Source organism: Methylosinus sp. Ce-a6, from assembly GCF_009811655.1.
In the GTDB taxonomy this organism is placed as follows: domain Bacteria; phylum Pseudomonadota; class Alphaproteobacteria; order Rhizobiales; family Beijerinckiaceae; genus Methylosinus.
The window spans coordinates 14,312-28,486 of the sequence record NZ_BGJX01000018.1; the positions used below are offsets into that span (position 1 = coordinate 14,312).

Here is a 14,175-nt window from a genome sequence, read left to right on the forward strand (position 1 = left end):
CGACCTTGCGATTCCACCCGGCGCCAGAACGCCCGCGCATTCCGCGCGGCGCCTTCGCGCGCCTTCCTGTCGGAAAGAAAGAGGTTGCTCCCAATGTCGTCTCTCGAAACCAAAACGCTCTCCGGCGAGGAGGCGCTCGCCGATCTTCATCGCGCCTTCACGGCGTTCAAGGATACGAATGAGGAGCGGCTCGCGCAGCTCGAGACGCGAATGGGCGTCGATGCGCTCACCGAGGAGAAGCTGCAGCGCATCGATCGCGCGATCGACGAGACGAAGCGCCGCATCGATCGCGTCGCGCTCGATCTCGCACGCCCGCGCCTTTCCGCCGCGCCGAACGAGGATGCGCCCGCGCGCGAGCACAAATCGGCTTTCGCGCTCTATATGCGCAGCGGCGAAACACTCGGCCTGAAGGCGCTGGAATCGAAGGCGCTGTCGGCAGGCTCGGGCCCGGACGGCGGCTATCTCGTGCCGACGCCGGCGGAGCAGGAGATTTTGCGCCGTCTCGCGCGTCTCTCGCCCGTTCGCGCCATCGCCACCGTGCGCGAGATTTCGACGCATTCGCTGCGCAAGGCCTATTCGACGCAGGGCCCGGCCGCCGGCTGGGTGGCGGAGGCCGATCCGCGTCCGCAGACGAACAGCCAGCAGATCGTCGATCTCACCTTTCCGGCGATGGAGCTCTACGCAATGCCGGCGGCGACGCAAACTCTGCTCGACGATTCCGCCGTCGATGTGGAGCAATGGATCGCCGAGGAAGTGCAGACCGTCTTCGCGGAGCAGGAAGGCGCGGCTTTCGTGAGCGGCAATGGGACCGACAAGCCCAAGGGCTTTCTCGCCTATACGACGGTCGCCGACGCGAGCTGGAGCTGGGGCAATATCGGCTATGTGACGACGGGCGTCTCCGCCGGATTCGCCGCCAGCAATCCGGCCGACGCGCTGATCAATCTGATCTATGCGCTGCGCGCGGGCTATCGGCAGAACGGCAAATTCGTGCTCAATCGGCAGACGCAATCGGCGATCCGTAAATTCAAATCGACGACGGGCGAATATCTCTGGGCGCCGCCGGCGAGCCTCGATCAATCGGCTTCGCTGCTCAATTTCCCCGTCATCGAAGCCGAAGATATGCCGAATATGGGCGCGGATAGTTTCTCCGTCGCCTTCGGCGATTTCGCGCGCGGCTATCTCGTCGTCGATCGGCTCGGCGTGCGGGTGTTGCGCGATCCTTATTCCGCCAAGCCCTATGTGCTCTTCTATACGACGAAGCGAGTCGGCGGCGGCGTGCAGGATTTCGAGGCGATCAAGCTCTTGAAGTTCGGCACGGTCTGATCGCGCGACGAGACAGGCGGGCGGAGCGCAGCTCTCGGCGCCGCCCGCCGCTCGCATGATGTTTCACCACTCACGCAACGGACGAACGCATGGTTCCCGATCTTCTCTCGGGGCCGGCGCTGGAGCCCGTGTCGCTCGGCGACGCGAAGGCTTGGGCGCGGCTCGATTCGAACGATGAGGATCAGCTGTTGTCGGCGCTGATCGTCTCCGCGCGCTTGACTCTCGAAGCCTACACGCGGCGCTTCTTCGTGACGCAGAGCTGGCGGATGCGTCTCAATCGCTGGCCTGCGCAGGCGCTGCGTCGAAAAACATTGGCGGTTCCCTTCGCGCCTTTGCGCAGCGTCGCGGCGATCCGCGTGTTCGACTCCGCGGATATGGCGCAGACTCTTCCTGCGGCGACCTATCGCGCGGCGCCGTCTCGGGACGCGGGGCGCATCGTTTTTGTCGAGGCGCCGCCGGACCCCGGCCGCGACTATGACGCGATAGAGATCGATATCGTCGCCGGATATGGAGATGCGGCGGCGGATACGCCGGAGCCGCTGCGGCGCGCCATTCTCGCGCTCGTCGCGCATTGGCACGAGAATCGCGGAGACGCCGAGGACATCGCCGCGCCTCTGCCGACGCTGGTTCGCGCGCTCGCCAAGCCGTTTCGACGCGAGCGCCTGACATGAGCGCGCCGACGATCGGCGAGATGCGCCAACGCATGTCGCTCGAAGCGCCTGTCGACACTGCGGACGACAGCGGCGCGATGACGCGCGGCTATGTCGCGCTCGGCCAAATATGGGCGAAGCTCACGCCGCTCTCCGGCGAAGCGCAGTTCATCGCCGGCCGGCAGGAGCAGGCGATCGGATGGATCGCGCAAATTCGCTGGCGATCCGATGTGACGAGCGAGATGCGGCTCGTCGCCGGCGCGAGACGGCTGCGCGTCACATCGGTTCATGATCCAGACGGCCGACGCCGCATTCTGATTTGTCGCTGCGAGGAGATCGCATGAGGAGGCGCAAATGAGCGTTTCGCCGATTCTCGCCTTGCGCAGGGCGATGCGCGCCCGCCTCGCCGCGGACGCGTCGCTCCTCTCCGCGCTCGGCGGCGCGAAAATCTATGATGAAGCGCCGCGCGGCGCAGAATCTCCCTACGTCCTGTTCGCCGATACGAGATGGCGCGACTGGTCGACGCCGGAATCGAAGGGCTCCGAGCAATCGATCACGCTTTCGGTGGTCTCGATCCAACGCGGGGCGGCTGAGGCGCTCGCCATAGGAGAGACAATCCTGGCCCTGCTCGACGAGGCGCCGCTCGCGCTCGACGGCCACCGTCTCGTCGATCTTCGCCATCAGGCGAGCGAAACGCGGCGTGAGCAGAACGGCCGCTTCGCGCGCCTCGATCTGCGCTTTCGCGCGACGACGGAAGCGATTTGACATTGCTGTTTCGAATTGGGGAGCCTTCGCATGTCCGCACAAAAAGGAAAAGATCTGCTGCTGAAGCTCGACGATGGAAGCGGCGTCTTCGTCACCGTCGCGGGTCTGCGCACGCGCCGGATCTCGCTCAACGCGGAGACGGTGGATGCGACCGACGCGGAATCTGTCGGGCGTTGGCGCGAGTTGCTCGACGGCGCCGGCGTGAAGCGCGCCAGCCTCGCGGGAACGGGGATTTTCAAGGACCAGGCGTCCGATGCGCTCATCCGCCAGCTCTTCTTCGACGGGCTGCTGCGCGAATGGCGAATCGTCGTTCCGGATTTCGGCGTCGTCGCGGGGTTGTTCCAGATCACCAGTCTCGACTATCGCGGCGAGCACAATGCCGAGATGACCTTCGACCTCGGGCTCGAATCGGCGGGCGCCCTTTCCTTCACGCCGGTGTGAGGCGGTCGCCATGGCCAATGCGAAACGCGGAGAAATCGAGGCGACGCTCGACGGCGAGACCTATCGCCTCTGTCTGACGCTCGGCGCGCTCGCCGAGCTCGAGAGCGGCTTCGGCGCGAGCGATCTCGTCGCGCTCGCCGAAAGATTTGAAGGGCGTCGGCTCGGCGCGCTGGATCTCATTCGCATCATCGGATGCGGATTGCGCGGCGGCGGATATGGGTTGAGCGACGATCAGGTCGCGGGCATGACCGTCGCGGGCGGACTCGGCGCTTATGTGAAAATCGTCGCAGAGCTGCTGGAGGCGACCTTCGGCGGGACGGAAAGCGCAAACCCTCGGCCGCCGCAGGACGCGAGCGGGTGAGGCCGCAGCCCTTTCCCTGGGCGCGGGCCATGGCCTTCGGGCTCGGCGTTCTGCGGCTTTCGTCGCACGACTTCTGGGCGATGACGCCGCGCGAATTGGCGAGCGCGGCGGAGGGCGTCTATGGGCGCGCGGGCGGCGCGCCGTCTCGCGACACGCTCGCCGCATTGATGCGCGCATTTCCGGACGGTGAACAAAAATGACCGATTCGACGACGAGCGACGGCGCGGCATCGCAGGCGTCCTTCGATCTTCCGTTTCAAGCGCTCGATCTGCGGACGACGAGGTCGCTGCTGCAGGATATCAATGTCGCCGCATCGACGGCGACGAAGACCTTGTCGGGCGGCCTCGCCAGCGCGGCCGTCAGCGGCAAGAGCTTCGATGCGACGCTCGCCTCCATTGCGCGGTCGCTCGCCAAGCTCGGCGTGAGCGCCGGCGCGCATGCGTTGACGCAAGGCGTGACGAGCGGATTGAGCGCGCTCATCTCCGGCGGCTTCGGCGGCGGCGGCGGCGTTTCGGTCGCGCCTTTCGCCGATGGCGGCGTCGTCGCGTCTCCGACCTTTTTCGGCGCGAATGGCGCCGTCGGGCTGATGGGCGAGCGCGGCGCCGAGGCGATCATGCCGCTCGCGCGCGGGCCGGACGGACGGCTCGGCGTGGCGATGCAGGGGACGACGAATCCGGTCGCGGTCACGGTCAATATAGCAACGCAGGATGTCGCGAGCTTTCGTCGCTCGGAAGGGCAGATATCGGCGATGCTCGCGCGCGCCGTTGCGCGCGGCCGGCGCAGTCTGTGAGGAGCCTCGGACATGCTGGAGTTTCACGAGACGCGCTTTCCGCTCGACGTGTCGGTGAATGGACGCGGAGGACCGGAGCGGCGCACCGATATTGTCGCGCTCGGCTCCAATCGCGAGGCGCGCAATGCGCGATGGGCGAATTCGCGTCGGCGTTATGAGGCGGGCTATGGCGTCAAATCGCTGGCGCAGCTCGCCGCGGTGATCGAATTTTTCGAGGAGCGGCGCGGACGGCTGATCGGCTTTCGTTGGCGCGATCGCAGCGATTTCTCCTCGGCGCGGCAGGGCGGAGCGCCTTGGCCGATCGATCAGGCGCTCGGCCAAGGCGACGGCGCCCGCGCGCAATTTCAGCTGCTCAAGACCTATGGCGCGAGCTTTGCGCCCTATGCGCGCGCGATCGCCAAGCCGGTCGCCGGGAGCGTGCGCGTCGCGGTCGCCGGCGTCGAGAAGGCGTATGGCGTCGATTTCGACGTCGACGCCACGACTGGCGTCGTGACTTTCTCGCCATTGGCCATTCCTGTGAGCGGCGCGGCGGTGACGGCGGGATTTCTCTTCGATGTGCCCGCGCGCTTCGACACGGATTATCTCGAGATCGACGTCTCGTCCTTCGAGGCCGGCGCCATTCCGAACATTCCGATCGTCGAGATCGTGCCGTGAAGGAGAAGAGATGCGCTCGATTTCATCGTCCATGCGGGAAAGTCTCGACGCCTGCGCCTCGACGCTCTGCAATTGCTGGCGGCTCGCGCGCAAGGATGGCGCGATCATGGGGTTCACCGATCATGATCGCGATCTTTCCTTTGCCGGCGTCGCCTATCGCGCCGCCTCCGGGCTTTCGGCCGGTCGGATCGAAGCCGTCGTCGGCCTCGCGGTGGGAAGCGGCGAGGTGGTCGGCGCGCTCAAATCGGACGGGCTCGTCGAGCGCGATCTGGCCAACGGCCTCTATGACGGCGCCGCGGTGGAGATTTGGCTGGTCGACTGGACCAATATCGATAATCGCCTGCTCGTCGACGCCGCGACGATCGGCGAGGTGACGCGCAGCGAATTCGCCTTTCGCGCGGAGCTGCGCTCGCTCGCGCATTTGTTCGACGAGACGCGCGGCGACAGTTTTCAGCGCGGATGTTCCGCCGATCTCGGCGACGGGCGCTGCAAGATCGATCTCGGCGCGGCGGGGCTCCATACGACCGGCGTCGTGGTCGGGATGGCGCGGGGCGCGATCGTCGCAAATCTCGCGAGCGAATTCGGCGATGGTTTCTTCACGGGGGGAACGCTGACAGTCACGAGCGGAGCCAATGCGGGCGCGAAAGTCGCGATCAGATCGCATCGGCGCTCCGGCGCAAACGCCGATCTTGCATTGTGGTCGCAGCTCGCGGGCGCGATCGCCGCGGGCGACGCTCTCGCGCTCGTCGCGGGATGCGACAAGACCGCCGCGACCTGCCACGGGAAATTCGGGAACATCGTCAATTTTCGCGGAGTTCCGCATATGCCGGGCAATGACGTCGTCATCTCCTATCCGAGCTCGCTCGCGCCGACGATGGACGGCGGGAGCTATTTTCGATGAGCGGCCTCGCGCGCGCGGCGATCGTCGCGGAGGCGCGACGATGGATCGGCACGCCCTATCGACATCAAGCCTCGCTCATTCACGTCGGCTGCGATTGCCTCGGTCTGGTGCGCGGCGTTTGGCGCGCGCTGGTCGGGCCGGAGCCCGAGCGCGCGCCTCCCTATTCGCCGGATTGGGCGGAGGCGCGCGGCGAGGAGACCTTGGCGCTGGCGGCGCATCGGCATTTTGCGAGCGCTCGAGCAGATGCGTTTCGCGCCGGAGACGTGCTGCTGTTTCGTTTTCGGGACCATGCGCCGGCCAAGCACCTCGGCATAGCGACGAGCGCGACGCATATGGTCCATGCCCATGGCGGCGCCTGCGTCGCCGAAGCGGCGATCGGAATTTGGCGAAAAAGATTGGTCGGCGCGTTCGCCTTTCCTGGCGTGACGGACTGATGTTTCGAGGACGATATGGCGACACTTCTGTTGCAGACGGTCGGCGCGGGAGTGGCGTCGATCGGCTCTATACTCGACAATGTGCTCGTCGGAGTGGGCGGCGCGCTGGTGGACGCCGCGCTGCAGCCGCGCGCGGCGACGCGCTATGAGATCGGCCCGCGTCTGAAGGCGATGGACGGCGTCGCCTCGACGGAGGGCGCGGCTATACCGCGCGTCTATGGCCGCGCGCGAATCGGCGGGCAGATGATCTGGGCGACGCGTTTTGTCGAGCAGACGAATGTCTCGCTCGGCGGCGGAGTCAGTCGCGGCAAGGGCGGCGGCGGATCGCCGCAGACGATCGATGTCACCTATTCTTATTACGCGAATTTCGCGATCGGCCTCTGCGAGGGGCCGATCGCTTTCGTGCGGCGCATTTTCGCGGACGGCAATGAGCTCGATATGACGAGCTTGCCGATCCGAATCTACAAGGGCGACGAGCAGCAGCTTCCGGATCCGCTGATTGTCGCGAAGGAGGGCGCAGAATCTGCGCCGGCCTATCGCGGGCTCGCCTATATCGTGTTCGAGCAATTGGCGCTCGCGCCCTTCGGCAATCGCATTCCGCAATTCACCTTCGAGGTGACGCGGCCGGTCGCGGGATTGGGCGGAGCGATTCGCGCCATCGATGTGATTCCGGGCGCGACCGAGGCCGGTTATCAGCCGTCGCTGCAATTGAACTTCTCTTCGCCCGGCGTGAGCGTCGCGGAGAACAGGCATCAGCTGACGGCGGCGAGCGATTGGACTGCCTCGATCGATGCGCTGCAGGCGCTCTGTCCCAATCTCGAGAGCGTCGCGCTCGTCGTGTCCTGGTTCGGCGATGATTTGCGCGCCGCGCATTGCGCGATCGCGCCGCGCGTCGACGCGACATTCAAGACGATCGGCGAGTTCGATTATGTCTATGGGCCCTATTGGCCGGCGGATTGGTCGGTCGCGGGCCTCTTTCGCGCCAGCGCGCGGCTCGTCTCGCAGATCGACGGAAAGGCGGCCTTCGGCGGCACGCCGAGCGACGCGTCCGTTCGCGCCGCCATCGCCGATCTGAGGGCGCGCGGACTCTTCGTGGTCCTCTATCCTTTCGTGATGATGGATGTGCCGGCGGGCAATGTTCTTCCCGATCCGCGCACGGGCGTCGCCGGCCAGCCGGCCTTTCCCTGGCGCGGACGCATCACTTGCGATCCGGCGCCGGGACGCGTTGCAACAGTGGATGGAACGACAGCAGCGGCGACGCAGGTCGCGGCCTTCTTCGCGCAATATCGCAGCTTCGTGCTGCATTGCGCTGCTCTCTGCGAGGAGGCGGGCGGCGTCGACGCCTTTGTCATCGGCTCGGAGCTCGTCGAGCTCACGCGTATTCGCTCCGCGCCGGGCGTCTATCCGGCCGTGGCGGAGCTGTGTTCGCTCGCCGCCGATGTGCGGGGCGTTTTGCGCAGCGGAACCAAGATCGGCTACGCCGCCGATTGGACCGAATATGGCGGGCATGTGCCCGCGGAAGGCGAGCTTCGTTTTCCGCTCGATCCGCTATGGGCGTCGACGGCGATCGATTTTGTCGGGATCGACGTCTATTGGCCGCTTTCCGATTGGCGCGACGGCGGCGATCATCTCGACGCCGGGATCGCCTCGAGCGTCTATGACGTCGATTATCTCACGACGCGCGTCGCCGCGGGCGAGGGATATGATTGGTTCTACGCCACTGAAGCGGATCGTCTGGCGCAAATTCGCGCGCCGATCGTCGATGGGCTCGGCAAGGCCTGGGCGTTTCGCGTCAAGGACCTCGTGTCCTGGTGGTCGAATGCGCATTTCGAGAGGGTCGGCGGAGCCGAGCTCGCGGCGCCGACCGCCTGGACGCCCTATGGCAAGCCGATCTGGATCGTCGAGACAGGATGTCCGGCCGTCGATCGCGGCGCCAATGCGCCGAATGTGTTTCCCGACGCGCAGTCGTCGGAGGGCGGGCTGCCGTATTTCTCGCGCGGCGGACGCGACGATCTGATGCAGGCGCGATTCATCGAGGCGATGATCGCGCATTTCGATCCGACGACGGAGGGGGGCGACGCGCGCAATCCATTGTCGCCCGTCTATGGCGGTCGCATGGTCGATCCGGCGCGCATTCATCTCTGGTGCTGGGACGCGCGGCCGTTTCCAGCTTTTCCGGGATGTTCGGACGTCTGGGCCGACGCGCCGAATTGGGAGACGGGACATTGGCTGAACGGGCGGCTCGAAGGCGCGCCGCTCGACCGCCTCGTCGCGTCGCTCGCCTCGACCGTCGGAACAGACGAGCTCGCGGCGGAGCGTCCGGCGATCCAGGGTTTCGTCGACGGCTATGTTCTGGATGCGGCCATGTCGCCGCGCCAGGCGATCGAGCCGCTCGCTTCGCTGTTTTGCTTCGACGTGGTCGTCAGCGGCGGCCGGCTGCGTTTCGTTTGTCGTGCGACGAAGAGCGTGCGGGAGATCGGCGACGACGACCTCGTTCCGAGCAAGGACGGAACGCTGATCGAGCTGCGGCGCGCGCAGGAGAGCGAGTTGCCGCATGAGATCGCGCTCTCGTTCTGCGATTCGGAGTTCGATTATCGCACGGGCCGCGTTTTGTCGCGGCGGCTCGAGGGCTATTCCTCGCGCCGCAGCGAGGCGCAGACGGCGGTGATGATGGGCCGCGCCGATGCGCAGCGCCTGGCGGAGGTCTGGCTGCAGGACATATGGGCAGGCCGCGAGACGGCGCGATTTTCGGTGAGGCCGAATCTCGTCGCGCTGGAGCCGGGCGATGTCGTCGCGCTGGCGGCGACGCCGGATCGGCTATGGCAGATCACGCGCGTCACCGATGGCGACGCGCGCGAGATCGAGGCGAGAGCCATCGATGCGAGCGTCCATGACGTCGGCGCGCGGGCTGTCGCCCGGCGCAGGCTCGCGGCGCCCGGCGTGATCGGGCCTCCGCGCGTCGTCGTTCTCGATCTCGCGATCGCGAGGAATGGGGCGACGGCGCTGTCCTATGTCGCGGGCTTCGCGGATCCTTGGCCCGGCGCGCTCGCCCTATGGCGCAAGATCGGCTCGTCTTTCGAGTCGATCGGGCTGATCGAGACGCGGGCGACGATCGGCGAGACTTTGGACGTGCTGGCGCCGGGGCCGCTCGGACGCTTCGATCGCGGCGCGAGCCTCACCGTGAAGCTGTCTTCCGGCGCGCTCGCTTCGGTGGATGACGCGAGCGCCTTCGCGCTGCGTTCGGCCATGGCGATCCGCGGAGCCGACGGCGCTTGGGAGATCTTCGCCTTCACGCGCGCGGAGCTCATCGCGACGAACACTTATCGCTTGTCGCGATTGCTGCGCGGGATCGGCGGCGAGGATTTGCTCGCTTTGCGCAGCGTGGCGGCGGGGGCGACGGTCGTGCTGCTGGACGACGCCGTCGTTCCGCTCGCCGCCGACGCCGCGCAGATCGATTCGGCGCGAGTCTATCGCATCGGCCCGGCCGATCGCGATCATGGCGATCCGACCTATGTCGAGCTCGAGGTCGCCGCGACGCGTAAGTCCTTGGCGCCCTATTCGCCGACCCATGCGCGGGCGCGGCGGGTCGCGGAAGGCGTCGTCATCTCCTTCACGCGGCGCGGGCGCATCGACGCCGACGCATGGGAGGGCGTCGAGATTCCGCTCGGCGAAGAGAGCGAAGCCTATGAGGTCGTCATCGCGGCGCCCGGCGGCGCGCGCGCGCTGAGCGCTTCGACCAATTCCGTTCTCTATGCGGCGACGGATGAGCTCGCCGATTTCGGCGCGCCGCAGACGAGTTTGTCGGTGCAGATTTTTCAGATCGGCGCGCGCGTCGGCCGGGGCTTTCCGCTCGCTGCGACGCTTTCCATCGAGTGAGGCCCCATGACGGAAACCATCCACCTCGCGCTGCCCTTCATCGATGCGGCGCAGGCGCAAAAACATATCACGCATAATGAGGCGTTGCAGCGTCTCGACGCGCTGACGCAACTATCGGTCCTCGAGCGCCGCTCCACACCGCCGAGCGCCCTGGCCGATGGCGACAGATATCTCGTCGTGGCGGCGGCGGCCGGCGCTTTCGCCGGCGCGGAGGGGAAGATCGCCGCATGGCTCGCCGGCGGCTGGATATTCCTTTCGCCGAAGGCCGGATGGCTCGTCTTCGTCGCAGCGGAGCAGAGGTCGCTGCTCCACGACGGCTCGACATGGATCGACGCCGGGATCGCGCTGCGCGCTCTTCAAAATCTTTCGCTGCTCGGGCTCGGAACGACGGCGGACGCCGCCAATCCACTCTCGGTCAAAACGAATGCGGCCTTGTTCGCGGCGAAGACGGTCGCCGATGGCGGCGGCGGCGATCTGCGCGTCACGCTCGAGAAGGAAGCGGCGGGATTTACGGTCTCGCAGCTCTATCAGTCGAGCTGGTCCGGCCGCGCCGAGACCGGGCTCATCGGCGATGATGATTTCCATGTGAAGGTCTCGGCCGACGGATCGACCTGGCGCGAGGCGCTCATCATCGATCGATCGACCGGCCGCGTCGCATTTCCGAGCGGCGCCGGCGACGGGGCGCCGGCAAGCTTCCGCAATCGACTGCGCAACGCCTCGTTCGCGATCAACCAACGCGCCGTGTCCGGGACGGCGACGCTGGCGGCGGGGCAATATGGCCACGACGGCGTGAAGGCCGGCGCGTCGGGCGCCGCTTACACATTCGCGACGAGCGGGCTCGACACGGTGCTGACGATATCAGCCGGCTCGCTCATCCTTCCGATCGAGGATCGTCTCATCGAAGGCGGCTCCTATGCGCTGTCGCACGAGGGGACGGCTTCGGCCCGCGTCTGGCAGGGGACGGGCTCTGCGGGCACGGGCGCCTATGCCGCAGCGCCGCGCGGCGCGCCGCTCGTCGTCGCAGGACTCTCGGCCGATGCGCAGACCAATGTCGAATTCGGGGCGGGGACGATTCTGCGGCCGCAATTCGAGCCGGGCGCCTATGGCTCCCCTTTCGAGCGCCGTCCGCAGCCGGTCGAACTGGGGCTGTGTCAGCGCTATTACTATCGCGTGAATGGTTTCGGTGACACGCGCTCGCAGTTTGCCGTGAGCGGCAATAGCAGCAGTCATCAGTTCGAGGTCGATTTCCCAGTCCTCATGCGCGTGACGCCGACCGTGACGCACAATCTGACGGATGCCAATTACACGTCGACGCCCGGCGTCAATCTGAGCGGCAGCGCTCTATGGTCGCTCGTGCTGCCATATGTCGCGGCCTCGACGAAGACCGGCGCAGTGGTCATCGCCCCGCACACATGCCCTGAGCGGTCCGTCATCAATGTTGTGGACGCTACATTCGCGCCTGAGCCGGGAGCTGTGCTTCTCGGCTCGAATGTGGCGCTCGAATTCAGCGCGGAGCTTTGACATGTCCTACTCGCTGCTCGCCGGCTCCGATTGCGTCCGGCGCGACGCCGATGGCGCGCTCATTCCCCCCGATCCGGGCAATCGCGATTATCGCGCGTTCCTGTCCTGGGTCGCCGTCGGCAATGCGGCGACGCTCCCCGAGAAGCCGACGCTCGCCGAGCTGAAAGCGGAAAGACGCGCCGCCCTCGTCGAGCGCCGCCGGCGCGCGGAGACGGCGGGAACGCGCGTGAATGGCATGAGCATGTCGACCGACGAGAAGACGCAGGCGAAGCTGACGGCGGCCGTCGTCGCCAGCGTGCTCGACAACGCCTATGCGGTGAATTGGAAGCTCGCCGATGGCTCTTTCGCGCTGTTCGATCACGCCGCTCTGATCGCCGCGGCGCAGGGCGTGCGCGCGCATGTTCAAAACTGTTTCGATCGCGAGGCGCAGCTCGCCGCGGCGATCGACGCGGCGGTCGACGCCACGGCGCTCGCGTCGATCGATATCGATGCGGGCTGGCCCGCGTAAAGCGCCTCTTTCCGATCTGACGAAAGGACATTCGGCATGACCGATTCGAAGGCTGCGGCGCGAAGCGCGCCGCCGGCGGGCTTTGCTCTGGGCCGAGCCTGCGAGGCGAAGCTCATCGGCGTGCACCCGGATCTCGTGCGCGTGGTGCGGGCGGCCGCGGCGCGCTGCGAGCAGAAATTCATCGTCTTCGAAGGCGTGCGCACGATCGCGCGCGAGCGCAGCCTGATCGCGCGCGGGGCGTCGGCGCTGAAAAATCCGCTCCGATGCCGGCATGTGCCGACACAGGACGCGAAATACGGGCTCGTCGGCCATGCGGTCGATCTCGTCCCGCTCGTCGAAGGGCGGCCGCAATGGCTGTGGCCGCAAATCTATCCGATCGCCCGGGCGATGAAGGCCGCGGCGCTCGCCGAGCATGTGACGATCGAATGGGGAGGGGACTGGCGCACGCTGAAAGACGGCCCGCACTACCAGCTCCCCTTCGCGCTCTATCCGTGATCGCCGCGTCTTCTCCCGCGGCGAGCGGCCCGCGCCGGGCGGTCTCCCGGCGAAACGAAAGGACGAAAAGATGAGTCTTTCTCTGTCTTCCGCCGCCGGCTGGCTTCTGGCGCGCGCCGCCGAGCCCAGCACCTGGGCCGGAACCGGCGTCGTCGCCGCGGTCGTGCATTCGATCGCGCCGGGCGCGATCGCAGACGGCCTGCTGGCCGCCGGGGCCGCCATCGGCGGCCTGCTCGCCATCGTCGTGCCCGAGCAGAAGCCGGCCTGACGGCTCGCGGCGCCGGGGACCCTTCTTCGGCGCCGCTTTCGCCGGGCGTTCACGCGGCGTTCAGCAGACGCCTCGCATAGATTGGCGAGGAAAACCGAGAATGCATTCGAAGGAATCGAAAATCCTCGCTCTGGCCGCCGCCCTGCTGTCGTCCGCCGCCGCCTTCGCCGCGGATCGGCCGGCGCTGCAATGCCTGGCCGTCGCCGAGACGCGCCAGCTCATCGCCGACCGGCGGCTCGGCGATCCTTTCGCTCTGATGCAGGCCGCGAGCCTCGCCGCCCACGCCGAGCCGATCAACGCCAGGCTCTGCCGCGACGATGACGAGCTCGTCTATGAGATCAGCCTGCTGCGCCGCGACGGGCGGGTGGTGCGGATTTATCTCGACGCGGCGACCGGCAAGCCCCATGCTGGCCATAAAGAGCGGTGAGAGGGTAGTAGGCAGTAGGCAGTAGGGCGGTCGCTACTGCCGACTGCCTATCGCCCACTGCCTTCGACAGGATGGAGCGAAGCTTGCGGCTTCTGGTCGTGGAGGATGACAGGGATTTGAACCGGCAGCTCGTCGCCGCGCTGGAGCAGGCGGGCTATGCGGTCGATCGCGCCTTCGACGGCGAGGAGGGGCATTTTCTCGGCGACACCGAGCCCTATGACGCCGTCGTGCTCGACATCGGACTGCCGAAGAAGGACGGCGTCACCGTGCTCGAGGACTGGCGCGCCGCCGGGCGGACCATGCCGGTGCTGATCCTCACCGCGCGCGACCGCTGGAGCGACAAGGTGCAGGGCTTTGACGCCGGCGCCGATGATTATGTCGCCAAACCCTTCCATATGGAGGAGCTGCTCGCCAGGCTGCGCGCCCTGCTGCGCCGCGCGGCGGGCCATGCGACGAGCGAGATCGTCTGCGGTCCCGTGCGGCTCGACACCAAGGCCGGGCGCGTCGTCGTCGACGGCGCCGCGGTGAAGCTCACCTCGCATGAATATCGGCTGCTCGCCTATCTGATGCATCATTCCGGGCGTGTGGTGTCGCGCGGCGAGATCGTCGAGCATCTCTACGATCAGGACTTCGACCGCGACTCCAACACGATCGAGGTGTTCGTCGGACGGCTGCGCAAGAAGCTCGGCGTCGATCTCATCCAGACGGTGCGCGGGCTCGGCTATATGGCGGCGCCGCCGGAACCGGCCAAGCGCTGAAGC

General features: G+C 66.9%; 18 protein-coding genes. All 18 read left to right on the plus strand.

The features are described 5' to 3' along the window. The first annotated feature begins 93 nt into the window (after window positions 1–93). On the plus strand, window positions 94–1,323 hold the full coding sequence (locus Mspo_RS12370) for a phage major capsid protein (RefSeq protein ID WP_159730167.1): 1,230 nt from the start codon (window positions 94–96) through the stop codon (window positions 1,321–1,323). A gap of 89 nt (window positions 1,324–1,412) precedes the next feature. Beyond that, window positions 1,413–1,994 carry a phage head-tail connector protein gene (locus Mspo_RS12375; RefSeq protein WP_159730169.1) on the plus strand — a complete coding sequence of 194 codons (582 nt, stop codon included), beginning with the start codon at window positions 1,413–1,415 and terminating at the stop codon, window positions 1,992–1,994. Then, window positions 1,991–2,317 (plus strand): phage head closure protein, encoded by a 327-nt coding sequence (locus tag Mspo_RS12380; RefSeq protein ID WP_159730171.1) that lies wholly within the window; start codon window positions 1,991–1,993, stop codon window positions 2,315–2,317. The genes Mspo_RS12375 and Mspo_RS12380 overlap by 4 nt, the downstream gene beginning before the upstream one ends. A gap of 10 nt (window positions 2,318–2,327) precedes the next feature. After that, complete coding sequence (locus Mspo_RS12385) at window positions 2,328–2,738, plus strand: DUF3168 domain-containing protein (RefSeq protein ID WP_159730173.1); 411 nt, start codon at window positions 2,328–2,330, stop codon at window positions 2,736–2,738. Window positions 2,739–2,768: 30 nt separating this feature from the next. Then, window positions 2,769–3,179 (plus strand): phage major tail protein, TP901-1 family, encoded by a 411-nt coding sequence (locus tag Mspo_RS12390; protein WP_159730175.1) that lies wholly within the window; start codon window positions 2,769–2,771, stop codon window positions 3,177–3,179. 10 nt (window positions 3,180–3,189) lie between these two features. Then, the gene (locus Mspo_RS12395) at window positions 3,190–3,540 is read left to right on the plus strand and encodes a gene transfer agent family protein (protein WP_159730177.1); all 351 of its coding nucleotides are present in this window, start codon (window positions 3,190–3,192) and stop codon (window positions 3,538–3,540) included. Next, complete coding sequence (locus Mspo_RS12400; RefSeq protein WP_256366356.1) at window positions 3,537–3,740, plus strand: rcc01693 family protein; 204 nt, start codon at window positions 3,537–3,539, stop codon at window positions 3,738–3,740. The genes Mspo_RS12395 and Mspo_RS12400 overlap by 4 nt, the downstream gene beginning before the upstream one ends. Then, the gene (locus tag Mspo_RS12405; protein ID WP_159730179.1) at window positions 3,737–4,330 is read left to right on the plus strand and encodes a phage tail tape measure protein; all 594 of its coding nucleotides are present in this window, start codon (window positions 3,737–3,739) and stop codon (window positions 4,328–4,330) included. The genes Mspo_RS12400 and Mspo_RS12405 overlap by 4 nt, the downstream gene beginning before the upstream one ends. A 12-nt stretch (window positions 4,331–4,342) precedes the next feature. Beyond that, window positions 4,343–4,984 carry a DUF2460 domain-containing protein gene (locus Mspo_RS12410; RefSeq protein ID WP_159730181.1) on the plus strand — a complete coding sequence of 214 codons (642 nt, stop codon included), beginning with the start codon at window positions 4,343–4,345 and terminating at the stop codon, window positions 4,982–4,984. Window positions 4,985–4,994: 10 nt separating this feature from the next. Next, on the plus strand, window positions 4,995–5,885 hold the full coding sequence (locus Mspo_RS12415; protein WP_159730183.1) for a DUF2163 domain-containing protein: 891 nt from the start codon (window positions 4,995–4,997) through the stop codon (window positions 5,883–5,885). Beyond that, window positions 5,882–6,319 (plus strand): NlpC/P60 family protein, encoded by a 438-nt coding sequence (locus Mspo_RS12420; RefSeq protein WP_159730185.1) that lies wholly within the window; start codon window positions 5,882–5,884, stop codon window positions 6,317–6,319. The genes Mspo_RS12415 and Mspo_RS12420 overlap by 4 nt, the downstream gene beginning before the upstream one ends. A gap of 15 nt (window positions 6,320–6,334) precedes the next feature. Next, the gene (locus tag Mspo_RS12425; protein ID WP_159730187.1) at window positions 6,335–10,195 is read left to right on the plus strand and encodes a glycoside hydrolase/phage tail family protein; all 3,861 of its coding nucleotides are present in this window, start codon (window positions 6,335–6,337) and stop codon (window positions 10,193–10,195) included. A gap of 6 nt (window positions 10,196–10,201) precedes the next feature. After that, window positions 10,202–11,716 carry a DUF2793 domain-containing protein gene (locus tag Mspo_RS12430; RefSeq protein ID WP_159730189.1) on the plus strand — a complete coding sequence of 505 codons (1,515 nt, stop codon included), beginning with the start codon at window positions 10,202–10,204 and terminating at the stop codon, window positions 11,714–11,716. Window position 11,717: 1 nt separating this feature from the next. Next, window positions 11,718–12,224 carry a DUF4376 domain-containing protein gene (locus Mspo_RS12435; protein ID WP_159730191.1) on the plus strand — a complete coding sequence of 169 codons (507 nt, stop codon included), beginning with the start codon at window positions 11,718–11,720 and terminating at the stop codon, window positions 12,222–12,224. 36 nt (window positions 12,225–12,260) lie between these two features. Next, window positions 12,261–12,719: a M15 family metallopeptidase gene (locus tag Mspo_RS12440; protein WP_159730192.1), complete on the plus strand. Its 459-nt coding sequence runs from the start codon at window positions 12,261–12,263 to the stop codon at window positions 12,717–12,719. Window positions 12,720–12,789: 70 nt separating this feature from the next. Continuing rightward, on the plus strand, window positions 12,790–12,987 hold the full coding sequence (locus Mspo_RS12445; RefSeq protein WP_159730193.1) for a hypothetical protein: 198 nt from the start codon (window positions 12,790–12,792) through the stop codon (window positions 12,985–12,987). Between the two features lie 100 nt (window positions 12,988–13,087). Then, window positions 13,088–13,414: a PepSY domain-containing protein gene (locus tag Mspo_RS12450; RefSeq protein WP_159730194.1), complete on the plus strand. Its 327-nt coding sequence runs from the start codon at window positions 13,088–13,090 to the stop codon at window positions 13,412–13,414. A gap of 83 nt (window positions 13,415–13,497) precedes the next feature. Further along, window positions 13,498–14,172 carry a response regulator transcription factor gene (locus Mspo_RS12455; RefSeq protein ID WP_159730195.1) on the plus strand — a complete coding sequence of 225 codons (675 nt, stop codon included), beginning with the start codon at window positions 13,498–13,500 and terminating at the stop codon, window positions 14,170–14,172. The last annotated feature ends 3 nt before the right edge of the window (window positions 14,173–14,175 follow it).